A 20047-nucleotide genomic window follows, 5' to 3' on the forward strand; every position below is an offset into this window, starting at 1 on the left:
TAACTTATAACAGATTGAAAAATAATGAAAATCCTCCCGATTTCTTAACCTATTCTTTTTCAGTGTAAAATCGCTCTTAGATGTTGCTCAGAAGCATTGCTACTTATTACATGGAGTTACTATGGGAATTTATGTTAGGAAAAGCATTCGCGTTGGACTAATGAGATTTAACCTATCCAAATCAGGAGTCGGTGCATCCATTGGTATGAAAGGACTGAGGTTTGGTACTGGCCCAAGAGGAAATTACATCCACATAGGTGCTGGCGGAGTCTATTATCGTGCTTCGCTTTCACCAAACCTGGTCCCACAGAACCGAAAGAAGGTTCTGAATGTATCAGACGAATCCCGAATAGAATATGACACTACACATGCACCTCTTGAGGAAATCGAGTCATCCCATATCTCGGAAATCGTTGATTCAAGTTCCCGAGAACTGCTTGAAGAGTTGAACAATAAACGTAAGAAGTCACAAATATGGCCCTTGGTAATGTGCTTTTCGATTGCGCTGTTACTTTACGGTTTTTCACAGGCATGGCCTGAGTGGTGCCTCGCTATAGGATTTATTGTAGGGGTAGCAATATCTGTTTTAGCTTACATGTACGATCAGCTAAGAAAGACTACTGTTCTTTTTTATGATTTTGATGATCAAATGATGGCATGTTACCAGCAACTTCATGATAGTGGAGCCAAGCTCGCAAGCTGCTCAAAAGTTTGGCATATAGAAGCTTCTGGAGCCGTTTATGATCCCAAATATCATGCCGGGGCTGGTAACTTACTACGCAGAAAAGTAACCTCTATCAGCAAATCAAAGCCTCCCTTTGTTAAAACAAATATTGAGACGATTGCTATCAATGTCGGTCGCCAAACATTACATTTTTTTCCAGATAGAGTACTTGTTTATGACCGTGAAGGTGTAGGCGCTGTTGGTTATAACCAGCTATTCGTTAATGTTGGTGATAGTCGATTCATTGAAAGCGAAGGTGTACCTGGAGATGCCATAGTCGTAGGCAGGACATGGAAGTATGTGAACAAGTCTGGAGGCCCAGACAGAAGATTTAAAGACAATTCAGAACTTCCTATATGTCTGTACGAGAACCTTTCATTTACAAGTCATTCTGGACTAAATGAGTTATTACAATTGTCTAAAACTGGCTATGGAGAGAGCTTTTCACATTCAATTGAAACACTTAGCAAAAAAGTCATTTCTGCTTAGCTATATCATTTTTATACTGCGAATGATTGACTATTAGGCTTGCCTTGTGGCATGCCTGGAATGGGGCTTGAGATGGACGGTGCGGTACAGCACGCGCCACAGTCGGAACGACAATCCATACATGCTCTCTGTTGGTGGCAGATGCCCGCGCAGTCGGGCATTGCGCGCACAGTAACACCTTTTATGTATTGATAGCAAAACCCACGAATTCCGCTTGCCTGAAAGGCCGCGCGCGAGTAATTTGGCGCGATATTTTTTACCTCCCGTAAACAGGATTACTGCAATGCCAAGAGCGAACGAAATCAAGAAAGGTATGGTACTGAATTACAACGGCAAACTGCTGATTGTGAAAGATATCGACATTCAGGCACCCAGCGCCCGTGGCGCAGCAACGCTGTATAAAATGCGTTTCTCCGATGTCCGTACCGGCCTGAAAGTGGAAGAACGTTTTAAAGGCGACGATATCGTGGATACCGTGACCCTGACCCGTCGCTACGTTGATTTCTCCTACATTGACGGCAACGAATACGTGTTCATGGATAAAGAAGATTACACCCCGTATATCTTCACCAAAGATCAGATCGAAGAAGAGCTGCTGTTTATTCCTGAAGGTGGAATGCCGGACATGCAGGTGCTGACCTGGGATGGCGTGCTGCTGGCGCTGGAGCTGCCGCAGACCGTTGATCTGGAAATCGTTGAAACGGCACCGGGCATCAAAGGCGCGTCTGCAAGCGCGCGTAACAAACCGGCTACCCTGACTACCGGTCTGGTCGTACAGGTGCCAGAATACCTGTCAGCGGGCGAGAAAATCCGTATCCATATCGAAGAAAAACGCTATATGGGTCGCGCTGACTGATTGTGGCGTTTGCCGGGTGGCAGCTGCGCCTTACCCGGCCTACAAAAACACAAAAACCGGCCTCAGAGCCGGTTTTTCGTAGGCCCGGTAAGCGTAGCGCCACCGGGCAATCAGGCTTACAGAAGCTCTGGATACTTCGTCATTTTCAGCGCCAGCTCGATACCGCGCACTTCCGCCATCCCTTTCAGACGGCCAATCGCCGAATACCCTGGATTCGTTTTCTTGCGCAGATCGTCCAGCATCTGATGCCCGTGATCCGGACGGAACGGGATAGGACGTACATCCCCCGCCTGCTTACGACGTACTTCTTCAGAGAGAATGGCATCCACCACCGCAACCATGTTCACGTCGCCGCCAAGGTGGGCTGCTTCATGGAAGGTTTTTGGATTCTCTTCACGGCAGGTTGCACGCAGGTGAGTGAAATGAATGCGATCCCCAAAGGTTTCGATCATCCGCACCAGATCGTTATCCGCACGCACGCCGTAAGAGCCCGTACACATGGTAAAGCCGTTGTAGATGCTGTCTACCGTCTCTTTTAGCCACTGCATATCCTCAATGGTCGACACGATACGCGGCAGGCCGAGGATTGGGCGCGGAGGATCGTCCGGATGGACCGCCAGCCGCACGCCCGCTTCTTCTGCCACCGGCACAATAGCGCGCAGGAAGTGCGCCATGTTTTCACGCAGCTGGTTTTTATCGATATCGCCATATTCCGCCAGGCGCGCGCGGAACTGATCGAGGGTATAGCCCTCTTCCGCCCCCGGCAGGCCCGCGATAATATTGCGAACCAGCTTCTCAATGTCCGCTTCACTGGCGGCATTGAACCACGCCAGCGCCTGCTGCTGCTCTTCGGCGGTGTAGTCTGCTTCCGCCCCCGGACGCTTCAGAATGTGCAGCTCGAAAGCCGCAAAAGCGATTTGATCGAAACGCAGCGCCTTCGAACCATCGGCCATTTCATATTCCAGGTCGGTACGCGTCCAGTCCAGAATTGGCATAAAGTTATAGCAGACGGTATCAATACCGCAGGCCGCCAGGTTACGAATGCTCTGCTGATAATTCGCAATCCAGGTTTCACACTCACCGGAGTGGGTTTTGATATCTTCGTGAACCGGAATACTTTCCACGACAGACCAGGTTAGACCCTTCTCTGCCAGCTGTGCCTGACGCTTTTGGATTTCCTCCACCGGCCACACCTGACCGTTCGGAATATGATGCAGCGCCGTGACCACACCCGTTGCGCCAGCCTGACGCACATCATCAAGAGAAACCGGATCGTTCGGCCCGTACCAACGCCAGGTTTGTTCCATTGCCCCACCCTCTCAAGTTGTTATACCAATATGGATTACCTCAATGACGACTACCATACATGTTTAATCGAAGTGGTCAACACAGCGCGCGACATTGATTGATCAAACTCACATAACCGGGATATTTACGGCTTACCAATTTAATTTGTTGTCATATAACTTTACACTGGCATTGTTAATTAATGGTTAATCAGGTGTGTACTACATGAAGACTATTGCCTCCACCGCGCTTCCTGCTCATGTCCAGCAGCCCCGCTACGATCGCGAGCAGTTACGCTCCCGCATCGTCCATTTCGGCTTTGGCGCGTTCCACCGGGCGCATCAGGCGTTGTTAACAAACCGGGTGCTGAACGCCAAAGGAGGCGACTGGGGTATTTGTGAGATTAGCCTCTTTAGCGGCGATGTTCTCATGCGCCAGCTCCGCGCGCAGGATCATCTGTTTACCGTGCTGGAGAAAGGTGCCGAAGGCAATCAGCCCATTATTATCGGTGCGGTAAAAGAGTGCCTGAACGCAAAACTCGACTCGCTGGCAGCCATTATTGAGAAGTTCTGCGAACCGCAGGTGGCCATTGTCTCCCTCACCATTACCGAAAAAGGCTACTGCATCGATCCGGCGACGGGGAAACTGGATATGCACAACAGCCGCATTCTGCACGATCTTGAGCATCCGTCTGAGCCGCATTCCGCGCCGGGTATTCTGGTCGAAGCGCTTCATCGCCGCCGCGAGCGCAGCCTGCCAGCGTTTACCGTGCTCTCCTGCGACAACATTCCCGATAACGGCCACGTGGTGAAAAATGCCGTTCTCGGCATGGCCGGAAAGCGTTCCGCAGAGCTGGCCGGATGGATCGAGGCGCACGTGAGCTTCCCTGGCACCATGGTCGACCGAATCGTGCCCGCCGCCACTGACGCCTCACTCGCGGAAATCACCCAGGAACTTGGCGTTGAAGATCCCTGCGCCATCAGCTGTGAACCGTTCATTCAGTGGGTAGTGGAAGATAACTTTGTCGCCGGGCGTCCGGAATGGGAGGTTGCAGGCGTACAGATGGTTGAGGATGTCCTGCCCTGGGAGCAGATGAAGCTGCGGATGCTGAACGGCAGCCACTCCTTCCTGGCGTATCTGGGCTACCTTGCCGGCTACGCGCACATAAATGAATGTATGCAGGACGACAGCTTCCGCGAGGCTGCCCGCAGGCTGATGCTGAATGAGCAGGCCCCTACGCTGCGCATCACCAACGTCGATCTGACAGCCTATGCTGACAGCCTGCTTGACCGCTTCGCCAACCCGACGCTACAGCACCGCACCTGGCAAATCGCTATGGACGGCAGTCAGAAGCTGCCTCAGCGCATGCTGGATGGGATCCGCATGCATCTTGAGCGTAACACCGCCTGGCCATTACTGGCGCTGGGCGTCGCAGGCTGGATGCGCTACGTCAGCGGGACGGACGACCAGGGCAACGCCATTGACGTGCGCGATCCGCTGAGCGACAAGTTTCAGGCCATTGTCGCTACCAGCAGTGACGCAGAACGCGTTAGCGCCCTGCTGAGGCTAAAAGAAATCTTTGGCGACGACCTGCCGCAAAACCCTGTCTTTGTCGAGGCAATCACCGGCGCGTACCAGCGCCTCGTCCGGCTCGGCGCGCGTCAGGCCGTTATCGAAACGTTAAAAATTTAGCGATTATTGCGTTTAAGGCGAACGGTTTTACGCTCCGTTCGCCCTCCCTCTTCTCAATGCCCGATTTTTTCGTCAGGATGATAGATAGTTGTTACTACATCACAATTATTTATCGGAGCGCACGTGACCAAAACCAACCTGATCACCGGTTTTCTCGGCAGCGGTAAAACTACGTCCATTCTGCATTTGCTGGCCAATAAAGATCCGGCGGAAAAGTGGGCCGTGCTGGTCAACGAATTTGGCGAAGTGGGGATCGACGGCGCGTTGCTCGCCGACAGCGGCGCGATGGTGAAAGAGATCCCGGGCGGGTGTATGTGCTGCGTGAATGGTCTGCCGATGCAGGTCGGGCTGAATACGCTGCTGCGTCAGGGCAAGCCTGACCGTCTGCTGATTGAACCCACTGGGCTGGGTCATCCGAAGCAAATTCTTGATTTACTGACCGCCCCGGTCTACGAGCCGTGGCTTGAGCTGCGTGCGACGCTTTGCCTGCTCGACCCCCGCCAGCTGCTGGATGAAAAAGCGATCAATAACGACAATTTCCGCGACCAGCTCGCCTCGGCAGATATCATCGTGGCGAATAAATCCGATCGCGCGACGCCTGAAAGTCAGGCCGCGTTCAATGCCTGGTGGCAGCAGGCTGGCGGTGGACGTCAGTATGTGCAGACCACCCAGGGCAACATTGATGGCGCCCTGCTCGATCTTCCCCGCCTCAACCAGACGCAACTGCCTGCCAGCGCTGAGCATTCGCATAGCCACGGCGCGAAGCAAGGTCTGGCAGCGCTGAGCCTGCCGGAACATCAGCGCTGGCGTCGAAATCTGAACAGCGGCCAGGGACACCAGGCCTGCGGCTGGATCTTCGATGCCGATACGGTTTTCGACACCATTGGTATACTGGAATGGGCGAGACTGGCGCCGGTTGAGCGGGTAAAAGGGATCATGCGCACCCCGGATGGTCTGGTGCGCATTAATCGTCAGGGCGAGGATTTCTTTATAGAAACCCAGAACGTCGCGCCACCCGACAGCCGGATAGAGTTAATTAGTGCGGTTAATACCGACTGGAATGCCCTCCAGTCAAGCCTGTTGAAGCTTCGTTTAAGTTTGGGCGGCTAACGTTGCCCCTGATTTTACACATTGCTGAAGACTATGACGACTCGACTTCCTGCTATTTTATTGCTCAACGCTGCCGGTTTGGCGATCTTTTTCTCCTGGTATATCCCGGCGGATCACGGTTTCTGGTTCCCACTGGATTCCGGGCTGTTCCACTTCTTTAACCAGGCGCTGGCGAAGAGTGAAGCCTTCCTGTGGCTGGTGGCGATCACCAACAACCGCGCGTTTGACGGCTGTTCGCTGCTGGCAATGGGCTGTCTGATGCTCTCCTTCTGGCTGAAGGAAGACAAAACGGGTCGTCGCCGTATTCTGATTATCGGCCTGGTCATGCTGCTGGCAGCCGTGATTATCAACCAGCTGGCGCAGCATCTGATGCCGGTTAAACGCGCCAGTCCGTCGCTCTCTTTCCCGAATATTAACCGCGTCAGCGAGCTGCTTCATATTCCAACCAAAGACGCCTCGAAGGACAGCTTCCCGGGCGACCACGGTATGATGCTGCTGATTTTTGCTGGCTTCATGCTGCGCTATTTCGGTAAAAAAGCCTTCGCCATCGCCCTGGTTATTGTGGTTGTATTTGCATTCCCGCGGGTGATGATTGGCGCTCACTGGCTGACAGATATCGCCGTAGGCTCCCTCACGGCGGTGTTAATTGGTTTACCCTGGGTGCTGATGACTCCCCTGAGCGATCGCGTAATAAGTATTTTTGATCGCTATCTTCCCGGCAAATTTAAACAAGTCTGAAACAAATAAATAACGCTAATTAACACCATTCATCAGGGATCGTTTTCGATCCCTGAGTCATTTCTTTCCGGCATCATTCAGCGCTGTCATCATTCCGTCATACAATTCGTGATAAAAATGAAGCAATTGCAGGGATTACCGGTATGAATGGCGGCATTTTGAGCAATTCCGCGCTGTAACGTTGTGTATCACATTTTCTTATAAAAAAACGGTCTTTTTTGCTCGCAATGCCCTTTGCAATCGGTTAACCTCGAACTCGTTTTGCCCCATTGAGATAATTATTATCGTGGTGAATAATTTTGTGCGTTGTGCCACAGATTTCACCATAAAGAATTGTCTCATTGTGAACAGATAATTAGTCTCGTCACGGTTGGCATTTTTATAACGATATTTTCGTTAAGGACTTCAAGGGAAAACAAACAAAATGGTCAAATCTCAACCAATTTTGAGATATATCTTGCGGGGGATCCCGGCGATTGCAGTGGCGGTTCTGCTTTCGGCATGTAGTACGACGAACACCGCGAAGAATATGCATCCTGAGACGCGTGTTGTGGGAATGGAAGATTCCTCTTCACTGCAAGCCTCTCAGGATGAATTTGAAAATATGGTACGTAATCTCGACGTTAAGTCGCGTATTATGGATCAGTATGCTGACTGGAAAGGCGTGCGTTACCGCCTGGGCGGCAGCACCAAGAAAGGCATCGATTGCTCCGCATTCGTACAGCGTACTTTCCGTGAGCAGTTTGGGTTAGACCTTCCGCGTTCTACTTATGAACAGCAGGAAATGGGCAAGTCCATTTCGCGCACTAAACTGCGTACGGGCGATTTAGTCCTGTTCAGAGCAGGTTCAACCGGTCGACACGTTGGCATCTATATCGGTAACGATCAGTTTGTCCATGCTTCCACCAGCAGTGGTGTGACGATTTCCAGCATGAACGAACCTTACTGGAAGAAGCGCTACAACGAAGCTCGCCGCGTTCTGAGCCGTAGTTAATATTGCTGTCGTATCGTTGGTTATCCCTTGGCTGGCGATACGATTAAAAAAGCACTGCTCCGGCAGTGTTTTTTTTTGCCCGTTACACTGATAGACATCCCGCGTCATTTCAGGAATCACGACATCTATGTTTACCCGCTACTTCTCCAGCAACCGCAAGATACTGTTTCTCAGTATTCTGACGGGGTTGTTTACCGCCCTGCTTCTGAGTGCGTTACAGTTTTACTGGAGTTATCACAAGCGAGAAGTCAGGTACGATACCCTCATTACGGATTTAAGCGTCTACATGGAGAGCTTTTTCGACGAGCTTAAAACCTCTATTGATACGCTCCAGCCGCTCACGCTGAACAGCTGTGAAGAGGTCAGTGCGGCGCTCACCTCACGCGCGGCCTTCAGTATTAACGTGCGCGCCTTTTTGCTGGTCCGGGATAAACAGGCCTTCTGCTCTTCGGCAACAGGTCCGATGAATACCCCAATGGAAACGCTTATCCCTCAGCTACACATCAGCAAACCTGTTGATATCGCGCTCCTGCCGGGTACGCCCATGCTGCCGGATAAACCCGCGATCGCTATCTGGTATCGCAATCCGCTGGTAAAAGACGGCGGCGTATTTACCTCCGTGAACATCAACCTGACGCCTTACCTTCTTTATACGTCACGTCAGGATGAATTTTCCGGAATATCGATCGTCATTGGCGACTCCGCATTATCCACCCAGTCCGGGATGCTGGTTCAGGCGCGGGATTTGCCTGACGTCCCCGCTCGCACCGCCACGCTGAAAAATATACCTCTGACCGTTAACGTCTATGCGCAAGCCTGGAAGACCGATGAACTGCTCTACGCCGTGTTCTTCGGCCTGGTCTGCGGTATTGCGGCAGGTCTGCTGAATTTCTATATTCTCACTATCCGTCTTAATCCCGGGAAAGAGATCCTTACGGCCATCAAGCACGATCAGTTCTACGTGGTCTATCAGCCCGTCGTGGATGCGCAGTCGCTCAGAATGACCGGGCTGGAAGTCCTGATGCGCTGGAAGCATCCGGTGATGGGCGAAATTCCACCGGATGCCTTTATTAATTTTGCTGAAGCGCAGAAGCTGATCGTCCCGCTGACGCTGCATCTTTTTGACCTGATTATCCGCGATGCCCCTGTCCTGCAAACGGTTCTCCCGCCTGGTGCCAAGTTTGGGATCAACATCGCGCCCGGTCATCTGCATGCGGAAAGCTTTAAAGAGGATATGCGCGCGTTTGCCGCTGCCCTTCCGCCCGATCACTTCCAGATTGTGCTGGAAATAACCGAGCGCGACATGATCAACCACCGCGAGGCAAATCAGCTGTTTGAATGGCTGCACAGTGAAGGTTTTGAAATCGCCATCGATGATTTTGGCACCGGCCACAGCGCGCTGATCTATCTGGAACGCTTCACGATGGATTACCTGAAAATTGACCGTGGCTTCGTGAATGCCATCGGGACTGAAACCGTTACCTCGCCAGTGCTGGACGCGGTGCTGACGCTGGCAGAACGCCTGAATATGTTAACCGTCGCCGAGGGTGTTGAAACGCCCGAGCAGGCGGCGTGGCTGCGCGAGCATGGCGTGAACTATCTTCAGGGCTACTGGATCGGCCGACCAATGCCGCTGGAGCAGTTCAGGACGTGGCAACCCGACATCACGCTCGGGGAATAATTTCACAATCACGGCGCTGTCCCTTATTATTCTCCTCAACCGAGCCTGCCTGTGAACAAAGGGATCCGCCGCACTATGATTATGCGCGTTGTATTGATGCTGTTGGCGCTGGTGAGCCTGTCGAGCCAGGCGCAGACCATCAAAGAGAGCACGGCCTTTGCCGTCATTGGCGAGCCGAAGTATGCGGTCAACTTTACTCACTACGATTATGTGAACCCCGCCGCCCCGAAAGGCGGGAACGTGACGCTTTCCGCGACCGGAACGTTTGACAACTTTAACCGCTTCGCCCTGCGCGGCGTGGCGGCAGCGCGTACCGAATCCCTCTATGACACGCTGTTCGTCACCTCCGACGACGAGCCCGGCAGCTATTATCCCCTGGTCGCTGAGAACGTGCGTTACGCCGATGATTTTAGCTGGGCAGAAATCGCGATTAATCCGCGGGCGCGTTTTCACGACGGTACGCCGGTTAGCGCCCGCGATGTGGCGTTCACCTTTCATAAATTTATGACCGAAGGCGTGCCGCAGTTTCGTCTGGTGTACAAGGGCACCACGGTGAAAGCCATCGCCCCGCTGACCGTGCGAATCGAACTCCCTGAGCCAAACAAAGAGAATATGCTGAGCCTGTTCTCCCTGCCCGTCATGCCCGAATCATTCTGGAAAAACCATAAGCTGAGCGATCCCCTCTCTTCCCCGCCGCTGGCCGGAGGACCGTATCGCATTACCGACTGGCGAATGGGCCAGTACGTGATCTATTCCCGCGTGAAAGATTACTGGGCAGCCACGCTGCCGGTAAACCGGGGCCGCTGGAACTTCGATACAATCCGCTACGACTACTACCTGGATGATAACGTGGCCTTCGAGGCGTTTAAGGCAGGCGCATTTGATTTACGTGTCGAGAACAGCGCCAAAAACTGGGCGACCCGGTATATCGGAAAAAATTTCGCGAAAGGCTATATCGTTAAAGACGAACATAAAAACGAATCCGCGCAGGACACGCGCTGGCTGGCGTTTAATATTCAGCGCCCGGTTTTTTCCGATCGTCGGGTGCGTGAAGCTATTACCCTGGCGTTTGATTTCGAATGGATGAACAAAGCGCTGTTTTACGGCGCCTACAGCCGGGCGAACAGCTATTTCCAGAATACTGAATATGCCGCCCGTGATTATCCCCACGCGGATGAACTGGTTCTGCTGGCTCCGATGAAAGCGCAGCTGCCGCCGGAGGTGTTCACCCGCGTATTTGAACCGCCAAAATCCGACGGAAACGGGTTCGACCGGGACAACCTGCTGAAAGCCAGCAAACTGCTGGATGACGCTGGCTGGGTGTTGAAAAATCGGCTACGAGTAAATGTTAAAACTGGTAAGCCGCTCAGCTTCGAACTGCTGATTGCCTCCGGCGCAAACGATCAGTGGGTGCTGCCGTTTAAGAAGAACCTTGCCCGTCTTGGGGTGACCATGAATATCCGCCAGGTCGATATTGCCCAGCTGACCAACCGCAAGCGCAGTCGCGATTACGACATGATGCAAACCCTGTGGGCTGCCCAGCCGTGGCCGAGTTCAGACCTGCAAATCTCCTGGGCATCGGGGTATATCGACTCCTCCTACAACGCTCCGGGGGTAAAGAGTCCGGTGATTGATGCGCTGATCGCGAAAATCGTTGCCGCTCAGGGCGATAAAGAGAAACTTCTGCCGCTCGGGCGCGCGCTTGACCGGGTGTTAACCTGGAACTATTACATGCTGCCGATGTGGTACATGGGTGAAGATCGCGTGGCCCGCTGGGACAAATTCTCCCTGCCCGCCGTTCGCCCGGTTTATACGCTTGGTTTTGATACGTGGTGGTATGACGTGAATAAAGCCGCAAAACTGCCCGCAGCGCGGCGTTGAGGAGTGACGATGGGCGCTTATCTTATCCGCAGGCTGCTGCTGGTTATCCCGACGCTATGGGCCATCATTACCATTAACTTTTTTATCGTGCAGATTGCCCCCGGCGGCCCGGTGGACCAGGCGATTGCGGCCATAGAATTTGGTCACGCTGGCGGCATGCCGGGCGGCGGCGGTGAAGGAATGGGGGCCAGCCATGCCCGGACGGGCGTGGGCAATATCAGCGAAAGCCACTACCGGGGCGGTCGGGGACTGGATCCGGAGGTGATCGCCGAGATCACCCATCGCTATGGTTTTGACAAGCCGCTGCACGAGCGATATTTCAGGATGCTCTGGGATTATGTCCGTTTCGATTTTGGCGACAGCCTGTTTCGCAGCGCCTCGGTGCTAACCCTGATCAAGCAAAGCCTGCCGGTTTCCATCACGCTCGGACTGTGGGGGACGCTGATTATTTATCTGGTCTCCATTCCGCTGGGGATCCGCAAAGCGGTCTACAACGGTAGCCGTTTTGATATCTGGAGCAGCACGTTCATTATCATCGGCTACGCTATCCCGGCGTTTCTGTTTGCCGTGCTGCTGATTGTCTTTTTCGCTGGCGGCAGTTATTTCGACCTCTTCCCGCTGCGCGGGCTGGTCTCTGCGGATTTCAGCACGTTGCCGTGGTATCAGAAAATCACCGATTACTTCTGGCACATCACGCTTCCGGTGCTGGCGACGGTTATCGGCGGTTTTGCGGCGCTTACGATGCTGACCAAAAATGCCTTTCTTGATGAGATCCGCAAACAGTACGTCGTCACCGCGCGCGCCAAAGGCGTCGGTGAAAAGCAGATTATGTGGAAGCACGTTTTTCGTAACGCCATGCTGCTGGTGATTGCCGGTTTTCCCGCCACGTTCATCAGTATGTTTTTTACCGGCTCTCTGCTAATAGAAGTGATGTTCTCTCTCAACGGTTTAGGGCTGCTCGGCTATGAGGCCACCGTCTCCCGTGATTACCCGGTGATGTTTGGCACACTGTACATTTTCACCCTGATCGGCCTGCTGCTGAATATCATCAGCGATATCAGCTATACGCTGGTCGATCCCCGTATCGATTTTGAGGGCCGCTGATGTCGCGTTTAAGCCCCGTCAATCAGGCCCGCTGGGCGCGCTTTCGCCACAACCGTCGCGGCTACTGGTCGCTGTGGATCTTCGCCGTCCTGTTCGCCTTAAGTCTGTGTTCCGAACTGATTGCCAACGATAAACCCCTGCTGGTGCATTTCAAAGATCGCTGGTACGTGCCGGTGCTTACTACCTATAGCGAAAGCGATTTTGGCGGTCCGTTTGCGACGCCAGCCGAGTATCAGGATCCCTGGTTACGTGAACAGATCGCGCAGCACGGCTGGGCGCTTTGGGCACCGATTCGCTTTGGCGCGAACAGTATTAACTACGCCACGTCCACCCCCTTCCCTTCCCCGCCTTCCTCGCAGAACTGGCTGGGAACGGACGCCAACGGCGGCGATGTGCTGGCGCGCATCCTCTATGGCACCCGCATCTCGCTCCTGTTTGGGCTGCTTCTGACGCTCTTTAGCAGCGTGATGGGCGTCGTGGCGGGCGCCATGCAGGGCTATTACGGTGGAAAAATCGATTTGTGGGGGCAGCGCGTAATTGAAGTCTGGTCCGGTATGCCGACGCTGTTTCTGATTATCCTGCTGTCCAGCGTAGTACAGCCTGGCTTCTGGTGGCTGTTAGGCATCACCGTTCTGTTCGGCTGGATGGCACTGGTCGGCGTGGTGCGCGCGGAGTTTCTGCGCACGCGAAATTACGATTATATTCGCGCCGCGCAGGCATTAGGCGTGAGCGATCGCGCAATTATCTTCCGTCACATGCTTCCCAATGCGGTGGTGGCGACCCTCACCTTCCTGCCGTTTATTTTGTGTAGCTCCATTACCACCCTGACGTCGCTCGATTTTCTTGGTTTCGGTTTGCCGCTGGGCTCACCGTCTCTTGGCGAACTGCTGTTGCAGGGCAAAAACAACCTCCAGGCCCCCTGGCTGGGCATCGCCGCATTCCTCTCCGTGGCTGTGCTGCTTTCCCTGCTGATTTTTATTGGCGAAGCCGTGCGCGATGCCTTCGATCCCAACAAGGCGGTATGACATGACCCGGCCTCTTCTGAGCATAGAAAATCTGTCGATTGCGTTTTCAAAGCAGGGCGAATCTCGCCCGGTGGTGACGGATTTATCGTTGCAGATCCAGCGCGGAGAGACGCTGGCGCTGGTCGGGGAATCCGGCTCCGGTAAGAGCGTTTCGGCGCTGTCGGTGCTGCGCCTGCTCCCTTCCCCGCCGGTCAGCTATCCGCACGGGGATATTCTGTTCCATGGACAATCCCTGCTGAACGCTGATGAGCAAACCCTGCGCGGCATTCGTGGCAATAAGATTGCCATGATTTTTCAGGAGCCGATGGTGTCGCTCAATCCATTGCATACGCTGGAAAAACAGCTCTATGAAGTGCTGTCACTTCATCGGGGAATGCGTAAAGAGGCAGCGAGGGGGGAAATTCTGGACTGCCTTGAACGCACCGGCATTCGTAATGCGGCGAAACGGCTGAACGATTTCCCGCATCAGCTTTCCGGCGGCGAGCGCCAGCGCGTGATGATCGCGATGGCGCTGCTGACGCGCCCCGAACTGTTGATTGCGGATGAACCCACCACCGCGCTGGACGTCACGGTGCAGGCGCAAATTCTGCAACTGCTGCGTGAACTGCGCGACGAGCTGAACATGAGCCTGCTGTTTATTACGCATAACCTGGGCATCGTGAAAAAGCTCGCTGACGCGGTGGCCGTGATGCAAAACGGCCGCTGCGTCGAACAGAACAGGGCAACTGCCCTGCTGAGCGCGCCTCAGCACCCGTATACACAGCGCCTGCTCGATAGCGAACCCTCTGGCGACCCGGTTCCGCTTAACGCTGACAGCGCACCGTTGCTGAAGGTTGAGGACCTGTCGGTGTCATTCCCGATCCGCAAAGGCATTTTGCGTCGCGTGGTCGATCACAATCATGTTCTGAAAAACATGAGCTTCTCTCTGCGTCCGGGCGAGTCGCTTGGGCTTGTGGGCGAATCCGGTTCGGGCAAAAGCACCACCGGCCTGGCGCTGCTGCGCCTGATCGCCTCGCAGGGAAGCATTCTCTTTGACGGCATGCCGCTGCAAAACCTGAGCCGCCGCCAAATGCTGCCCGTCCGCCCGCGGATGCAGGTGGTCTTTCAGGATCCGAACTCTTCGCTGAACCCGCGGCTGAGCGTATTGCAGATTATTGAAGAGGGCCTGCGCGTTCATCAGCCCGCGCTGACGGCACAACAGCGTGAAATCGACGTGAAGCGGGTGATGGCGGAAGTGGGTTTAGATCCCGATACCCGGCACCGGTATCCGGCTGAGTTTTCCGGCGGACAGCGCCAGCGTATAGCGATTGCCCGCGCGTTGATCCTGAAACCGGAGCTGATCGTGCTGGACGAGCCTACCTCTTCACTGGACCGCACCGTGCAGGCGCAAATTCTGGCGCTGCTGAAGGGGCTACAGGAAAAGCATCGGCTGGCCTATATTTTTATCAGCCACGATTTACAGGTGGTGCGTGCGCTTTGCCATCAGGTGGTGGTATTGCGGCAGGGAGAAGTCGTTGAGCAGGGAGAGTGCCAGCGCGTATTCACTGCGCCTGCGCAGGATTACACGCGCCAGCTATTGTCCGCTGACTAGCACTCAGAAAGGATATTGACCGGAGAACGGTTCGGCAATCGCCACGCCGAAGTTTTTCAGACGGCAGGTCGCAGCAAATTCATCCTGGCTGTTAACAAACAGGCACGGCTCACCTTCGCATTCCAGCACGGAGCTGTCTACTTCGATGTCCGTCAGCGCCTGGCTGAGACGTTCCATAACCGGCCACGCATTTTCATCGCTCGGGCTAAGCAGCTTGAGCGCTACCAGACAATTATCCTCCCCGGCAACGCTTTGCGGAATCGGTTCAACTTTCGAACCTGCAAAACCCGTCGACCAGCGATAGCTCTGGGGCAAGCGATGGACAATGGAGAGTTGTAATGTATTCACGTTCAGATCCCCGGAAGCAAATTTACTTCACAATTTATTTACATTTATAGTAACACATCATCGCCAACCTGCACTGTTTAGCGGATTTTATAGGCGTTGCAGGCTCGCGTCGGCGCTATATGTACCCGTTTCTGCGATCTAACTCAACCTTTTTAAATACAATGATGTGACTTTTTACATAAATAGATTTTACATAAAAGAAACAAACACCGGGTAAACGAACCGAGGGTTGGTTGATATGGGTCAACAAAAAGGCCCGTTTCGGGCCTTAAGTGCTCATTTATGCGCCGTCTTACGGGGCCGGCTGGCGTAAAGATAGAAGAGGATGGAGCAGGTCGCGCAGAGGGCAATCGCCCACAGCATCGGCCAGGCAGTATTAAACGTCGCCATTGAGAGCAGCGCCCCGACAATCGCGCCAATCCCGAAACGGAACGTCCCTGCCAGCGACGAGGCGGTGCCCGCCATATGCGGGAATTCGTCGAGGATCACCGCCATCGCGTTGGATGAGACCATCGAGACGCAGCCAACAAACGCCGCCACGCCCACCACCAGCGCCCAAAAACCGACGCCCAACAATGCGCTCAATACCAGCCAGATAGCCATCACGAACTGGATCCACAGCCCGGCGCGGAACATATTCAGCGCCCCGACCCGCCGGACAAAGCGGCTGTTGATAATGGTCATCACAAACAGGAACACGATATTCAGCGCGAAGTAGTAACCAAAGTGCTGGGGTGACACATGGTTCAGTTCGATGTACACAAACGGCCCCGCGCTCAGGAACGAAAACATCCCGGCAAAGCTAAAGCCGCTGGCCAGCATATAGCTCAGTACGCGCTTATGGCGAAACAGCGAGGCAAAGTTGCCAAGCGTGGTGCGGACGTGAAACTTCTGACGGCGCTCGACCGGCAGCGTTTCATCGATAAAGACGAAGATCATCACCGAGGCCAGCAGCGCGGCAATCGCCAGGATCCAGAAAATCGCATGCCAGCTGAACCACACCAGCACCGCCCCGCCCACCATGGGGGCGACCAGCGGCGCAATGGTTGTGACCAGCATGACGAACGACATCATGCGTGAGAACTCTTCCTTCGGGTAGATGTCGCGCATCAGCGCGTTAATCACCACGCTTGCCGCAGCCGCAGCCAGGCCATGGAAGAAACGCATCACGATCAGCTGATCGATACTCTGCGCCAGCGCGCAGGCCACCGCCGCCGCGGCAAATATCAACGTCCCGCCCAGAATAACGGGTTTGCGCCCCAGGCTGTCTGCCATTGGGCCATAAAAGAGCTGGCCGAGCGCAAAACCAAGAATGTAGGTGCTGAGCGTCATCTGTGCGCTGCCTGCCGGTACGCCAAACTGCGCGGAAATCACCGGCAGCGCGGGCAGATACATATCGATAGACAGCGGCATCAGCATGGCCAACAGGCCAAGGATAAATACGATTTTAAACGACGAGTGTGGCCTGGTGGTCACAGGGTTCTCCTGAATTTAGCGTGAAAGCAGCCCGACGCTGGCAATCTCTTCTTCCGTCAGCGGGCGATATTCCCCTGGCGCCAGGTCTGGATCGAGTTCAATCGCGCCGATACGTTCACGATGCAGCCCCACAACGTGGTTGCCCACGGCGGCAAACATCCGTTTCACCTGGTGGTAACGGCCTTCACTGATGGTCAGACGGACGTCCGTTGGGGTAATGACTTCCAGCACCGCCGGTTTGGTCAGATCTTTTTCATTATGTAGCTGAACGCCTTTCGCGAATTGCTCTGCCGTGTCATCCGAGACCGGCGACTCAAGTGTCACCCGATAGGTTTTCTCACAGTGATGGCGCGGGGAGGTGATGCGGTGCGACCACTGACCGTCATCGGTCATCAGCACCAGGCCGGTGGTATCAATATCCAGACGCCCTGCCGCATGCAGCTTGTGCGCCACAGGTTCGTCGAGGAAGTAGAGCACCGTCGGGTGATCCGGATCGTCCGTTGAACAGACGTAACCTTCCGGTTTGTTGAGCATGAAGTAGCGCGGGCCATTCTGCTGGGTCAGCGGGTTGCCGTCATACTCCACCTGGTGGTCAGGCTGGAGTTTAAAAGCGCTGTCTTTCACAATGTCGCCGTCCACGGTTACGCGGCTGGCGCGAATTTCACGCCCGGCAATAGCGCGGCTTACGCCGAGTTGCTGAGCGATAAACTTATCAAGTCGCATGAAATCTTTTTAGCCTTAATGGTGCTGGAAGTCGGACTACGCGTCCGAAAAAGAAGCAGTCAGAAACAGTTCAGTATAATGGTCTGGTTGCGCCACTCAAGGGAAAAAGTTTCGTGGCATACTATATGCGAGTTAACTGAATAGAGAAGCCATGACGTTCACACTACGCCCCTATCAGCAAGAAGCCGTTGATGCCACCCTCGCCTGGTTTCGCAAGCACCGGGAACCCGCCGCCATCGTGCTCCCGACCGGAGCCGGTAAAAGCCTGGTGATTGCCGAACTGGCGCGCCTGGCTCGCGGGCGCGTGCTGGTGCTGGCGCACGTAAAAGAGCTGGTGGCGCAAAACCACGCCAAATATTGCGCGCTCGGCCTGGAGGCCGATATTTTTGCCGCCGGGCTGAAGCGCAAAGAGAGCCACGGGAAAGTGGTGTTTGGCAGCGTACAGTCCGTTGCGCGCAACCTGGACCTGTTTCGCAGCGAGTTTTCCCTGCTGATTGTCGATGAGTGTCACCGCATCAGCGATGACGACGACAGCCAGTATCAGCAAATCCTCACTCATCTGAGAGAGGTGAACCCTCACTTACGCCTGCTTGGCCTGACCGCCACGCCATTTCGTCTGGGCAAGGGCTGGATTTATCAGTTTCATTATCACGGCATGGTGCGTGGCGATGAAAAGGCCCTGTTCCGCGACTGTATCTATGAGCTTCCGCTGCGCTACATGATCAAGCATGGCTATCTGACGCCACCGGAGCGGCTGGATATGCCGGTCGTGCAGTACGATTTCAGCCGCTTACAGGCGCAGAGCAACGGGCTGTTCAGCGAGGCGGATCTTAACCATGAGCTGAAAAAACAGAAGCGGATCACGCCGCATATCATCAGCCAGATTGAAGAGTTTGCGCAAACGCGCAAAGGGGTGATGATTTTTGCTGCTACCGTCGAACACGCGCGTGAAATCACGGGGCTTCTGCCCACCAACGACGCGGCGTTAATTACCGGTGAAACCCCCGGGCCGGAGCGCGACAGCCTGATTGAGGCTTTCAAAGCCCAGCAGTTCCGCTACCTGGTGAATGTCTCCGTATTAACCACCGGGTTTGACGCACCGCACGTTGACCTGATTGCGATTCTTCGCCCGACCGAATCCGTCAGCCTGTACCAGCAGATTGTCGGCCGTGGCCTGCGCCTGGCACCGGGCAAAACCGACTGTCTGATCCTCGATTATGCCGGTAATCCGCACGATCTCTACTCCCCGGAAGTGGGCACGCCAAAAGGCAAGAGCGACAACGTGCCGGTACAGGTGTTTTGTCCGGCCTGCGGGTTTGCCAACACTTTCTGGGGCAAAACTACCGCCGACGGCACGCTGATCGAACATTTTGGCCGCCGCTGTCAGGGCTGGTTTGAAGACGATGAAGGCCATCGCGAACAGTGTGATTTCCGCTTCCGCTTCAAAAACTGCCCGCAGTGCAACGCCGAGAACGATATCGCTGCCCGCCGCTGTCGGGAATGTGACACGGTGTTGGTCGACCCGGATGACATGCTGAAAGCGGCGCTGAAACTGAAAGATGCGCTGGTGCTGCGCTGTTCCGGCATGGTCTTACAGCCCGGTGCGGATGAAAAAGGCGAGTGGCTAAAGATTACCTATTACGACGAGGACGGCGCAGACGTCAGCGAGCGGTTCAGGGTCCAGACGCCCGCCCAGCGCACCGCGTTCGAACAGCTCTTTATCCGCCCGCATACCCGCACGCCCGGCGTGCCGCTGCGCTGGATAACCGTTGCCGATATCGTGCGCCAGCAGGCGCTGCTGCGCCATCCTGATTTTGTTGTCGCCCGTAAAAAAGGGCAGTTCTGGCAGGTGCGTGAGAAGGTCTTTGACTATGAAGGACGCTTTCGCCGGGCAAACGAATTGCGCGGTTAACGGGACTTTTCGTTGATGCGCGAGCCATTTGAGTATAAAATGCCGCCCGCTTCACATCCGTGAGGCAGAACACTCACCTGCTGCTGGGTCGCCTGTAGCAGGGTTTTAAATACAGAGAGAAATCAATGTTCACTATCGAAGCAGAAGTACGTAACGTGCAGGGTAAGGGTGCGAGCCGCCGCCTGCGTAACGCTAACAAGTTCCCGGCTATCGTTTACGGTGGCGAAGCTGCTCCAGTTGCAATCGAACTGGATCACGACAAAGTGTGGAACATGCAGAACAAAGCTGAATTCTACAGCGAAGTTCTGACCATCGTTGTTGGCGGTAAAGAAGAAAAAGTGAAAGTTCAGGCTGTTCAGCGTCACCCGTTCAAGCCAAAACTGTCTCACATCGACTTCGTTCGCGCGTAATCGCAA

17 protein-coding genes and 1 pseudogene are annotated in these 20047 nt (G+C 54.5%); 13 read left to right on the forward strand and 5 right to left on the reverse strand.

Annotated features, from left to right (window positions below):
• Window positions 1-121 precede the first annotated feature (121 nt).
• Window positions 122-1213, forward strand: coding sequence for a DUF4236 domain-containing protein (locus tag L2Y28_RS14550; protein WP_022648721.1), 1092 nt, complete (start codon window positions 122-124; stop codon window positions 1211-1213).
• A 35-nt stretch (window positions 1214-1248) separates the two neighbouring features.
• Here the strand turns inward: L2Y28_RS14550 and L2Y28_RS14555 are convergent.
• Window positions 1249-1332, reverse strand: a pseudogene (locus L2Y28_RS14555) (YkgJ family cysteine cluster protein); the annotation flags it as partial.
• A gap of 164 nt (window positions 1333-1496) precedes the next feature.
• Here L2Y28_RS14555 and yeiP point away from each other — a divergent pair.
• Window positions 1497-2069: an elongation factor P-like protein YeiP gene (gene yeiP / locus L2Y28_RS14560; protein WP_003859355.1), complete on the forward strand. Its 573-nt coding sequence runs from the start codon at window positions 1497-1499 to the stop codon at window positions 2067-2069.
• A gap of 116 nt (window positions 2070-2185) precedes the next feature.
• Here the strand turns inward: yeiP and uxuA are convergent, their stop codons facing one another.
• A complete protein-coding gene (gene uxuA / locus L2Y28_RS14565; RefSeq protein ID WP_022648722.1) occupies window positions 2186-3376 on the reverse strand; it encodes a mannonate dehydratase in 1191 nt (396 codons plus the stop codon).
• A gap of 205 nt (window positions 3377-3581) precedes the next feature.
• Here uxuA and L2Y28_RS14570 point away from each other — a divergent pair, with 205 nt between their 5' ends.
• The 9 genes from L2Y28_RS14570 to yejF all read left to right on the forward strand — a co-directional run bounded on the left by L2Y28_RS14570 (window position 3582) and on the right by yejF (window position 15172).
• Complete coding sequence (locus L2Y28_RS14570; protein ID WP_022648723.1) at window positions 3582-5048, forward strand: mannitol dehydrogenase family protein; 1467 nt, start codon at window positions 3582-3584, stop codon at window positions 5046-5048.
• 123 nt (window positions 5049-5171) lie between these two features.
• Window positions 5172-6158 (forward strand): GTP-binding protein, encoded by a 987-nt coding sequence (locus L2Y28_RS14575; protein WP_022648724.1) that lies wholly within the window; start codon window positions 5172-5174, stop codon window positions 6156-6158.
• Between the two features lie 33 nt (window positions 6159-6191).
• Window positions 6192-6896, forward strand: coding sequence for a phosphatase PAP2 family protein (locus L2Y28_RS14580; RefSeq protein ID WP_022648725.1), 705 nt, complete (start codon window positions 6192-6194; stop codon window positions 6894-6896).
• 424 nt (window positions 6897-7320) lie between these two features.
• A complete protein-coding gene (gene mepS / locus L2Y28_RS14585; protein ID WP_003859364.1) occupies window positions 7321-7890 on the forward strand; it encodes a bifunctional murein DD-endopeptidase/murein LD-carboxypeptidase in 570 nt (189 codons plus the stop codon).
• A gap of 127 nt (window positions 7891-8017) precedes the next feature.
• Complete coding sequence (locus L2Y28_RS14590) at window positions 8018-9571, forward strand: cyclic di-GMP phosphodiesterase (RefSeq protein WP_022648726.1); 1554 nt, start codon at window positions 8018-8020, stop codon at window positions 9569-9571.
• A 75-nt stretch (window positions 9572-9646) separates the two neighbouring features.
• Window positions 9647-11452 (forward strand): extracellular solute-binding protein, encoded by a 1806-nt coding sequence (locus L2Y28_RS14595; RefSeq protein WP_032622477.1) that lies wholly within the window; start codon window positions 9647-9649, stop codon window positions 11450-11452.
• A 9-nt stretch (window positions 11453-11461) separates the two neighbouring features.
• Window positions 11462-12556: a microcin C ABC transporter permease YejB gene (locus L2Y28_RS14600; RefSeq protein ID WP_003859369.1), complete on the forward strand. Its 1095-nt coding sequence runs from the start codon at window positions 11462-11464 to the stop codon at window positions 12554-12556.
• Window positions 12556-13581, forward strand: a complete 1026-nt coding sequence (locus L2Y28_RS14605) for a microcin C ABC transporter permease (protein WP_023330165.1) — start codon at window positions 12556-12558, stop codon at window positions 13579-13581. Before L2Y28_RS14600 ends, L2Y28_RS14605 begins: the two co-directional genes overlap by 1 nt.
• Window position 13582: 1 nt before the next feature.
• Complete coding sequence (gene yejF / locus L2Y28_RS14610; RefSeq protein WP_022648729.1) at window positions 13583-15172, forward strand: microcin C ABC transporter ATP-binding protein YejF; 1590 nt, start codon at window positions 13583-13585, stop codon at window positions 15170-15172.
• 3 nt (window positions 15173-15175) lie between these two features.
• On the opposite strand, the gene L2Y28_RS14615 is transcribed toward yejF, so the two are convergent.
• The 3 genes from L2Y28_RS14615 to rsuA form a co-directional block, all read right to left on the reverse strand.
• A complete protein-coding gene (locus tag L2Y28_RS14615; RefSeq protein WP_003859372.1) occupies window positions 15176-15520 on the reverse strand; it encodes a YejG family protein in 345 nt (114 codons plus the stop codon).
• 276 nt (window positions 15521-15796) lie between these two features.
• Window positions 15797-16996, reverse strand: a complete 1200-nt coding sequence (locus tag L2Y28_RS14620) for a Bcr/CflA family multidrug efflux MFS transporter (protein WP_022648730.1) — start codon at window positions 16994-16996, stop codon at window positions 15797-15799.
• A 15-nt stretch (window positions 16997-17011) separates the two neighbouring features.
• The gene (gene rsuA, locus L2Y28_RS14625; RefSeq protein WP_022648731.1) at window positions 17012-17719 is read right to left on the reverse strand and encodes a 16S rRNA pseudouridine(516) synthase RsuA; all 708 of its coding nucleotides are present in this window, start codon (window positions 17717-17719) and stop codon (window positions 17012-17014) included.
• 151 nt (window positions 17720-17870) lie between these two features.
• Between rsuA and L2Y28_RS14630 the strand changes: the two genes are divergently transcribed.
• Window positions 17871-19631 (forward strand): DEAD/DEAH box helicase, encoded by a 1761-nt coding sequence (locus L2Y28_RS14630; protein WP_022648732.1) that lies wholly within the window; start codon window positions 17871-17873, stop codon window positions 19629-19631.
• 125 nt (window positions 19632-19756) lie between these two features.
• The gene (rplY, locus tag L2Y28_RS14635) at window positions 19757-20041 is read left to right on the forward strand and encodes a 50S ribosomal protein L25 (RefSeq protein ID WP_022648733.1); all 285 of its coding nucleotides are present in this window, start codon (window positions 19757-19759) and stop codon (window positions 20039-20041) included.
• The last annotated feature ends 6 nt before the right edge of the window (window positions 20042-20047 follow it).

It is taken from the genome of Enterobacter sp. JH25 (genome assembly GCF_021725435.1).
In the GTDB taxonomy this organism is placed as follows: Bacteria; Pseudomonadota; Gammaproteobacteria; order Enterobacterales; family Enterobacteriaceae; genus Enterobacter; species Enterobacter intestinihominis.

Coding starts and splice junctions, on each gene's coding strand:
- L2Y28_RS14550 (WP_022648721.1), top strand. CDS start 122: ATGGGAATTTATGTTAGGAAAAGCATTCGCGTTGGACTAATGAGATTT.
- yeiP (WP_003859355.1), top strand. CDS start 1,497: ATGCCAAGAGCGAACGAAATCAAGAAAGGTATGGTACTGAATTACAAC.
- uxuA (WP_022648722.1), bottom strand. CDS start 3,376: ATGGAACAAACCTGGCGTTGGTACGGGCCGAACGATCCGGTTTCTCTT.
- L2Y28_RS14570 (WP_022648723.1), top strand. CDS start 3,582: ATGAAGACTATTGCCTCCACCGCGCTTCCTGCTCATGTCCAGCAGCCC.
- L2Y28_RS14580 (WP_022648725.1), top strand. CDS start 6,192: ATGACGACTCGACTTCCTGCTATTTTATTGCTCAACGCTGCCGGTTTG.
- mepS (WP_003859364.1), top strand. CDS start 7,321: ATGGTCAAATCTCAACCAATTTTGAGATATATCTTGCGGGGGATCCCG.
- L2Y28_RS14590 (WP_022648726.1), top strand. CDS start 8,018: ATGTTTACCCGCTACTTCTCCAGCAACCGCAAGATACTGTTTCTCAGT.
- L2Y28_RS14595 (WP_032622477.1), top strand. CDS start 9,647: ATGATTATGCGCGTTGTATTGATGCTGTTGGCGCTGGTGAGCCTGTCG.
- L2Y28_RS14600 (WP_003859369.1), top strand. CDS start 11,462: ATGGGCGCTTATCTTATCCGCAGGCTGCTGCTGGTTATCCCGACGCTA.
- L2Y28_RS14605 (WP_023330165.1), top strand. CDS start 12,556: ATGTCGCGTTTAAGCCCCGTCAATCAGGCCCGCTGGGCGCGCTTTCGC.
- yejF (WP_022648729.1), top strand. CDS start 13,583: ATGACCCGGCCTCTTCTGAGCATAGAAAATCTGTCGATTGCGTTTTCA.
- rsuA (WP_022648731.1), bottom strand. CDS start 17,719: ATGCGACTTGATAAGTTTATCGCTCAGCAACTCGGCGTAAGCCGCGCT.
- L2Y28_RS14630 (WP_022648732.1), top strand. CDS start 17,871: ATGACGTTCACACTACGCCCCTATCAGCAAGAAGCCGTTGATGCCACC.
- rplY (WP_022648733.1), top strand. CDS start 19,757: ATGTTCACTATCGAAGCAGAAGTACGTAACGTGCAGGGTAAGGGTGCG.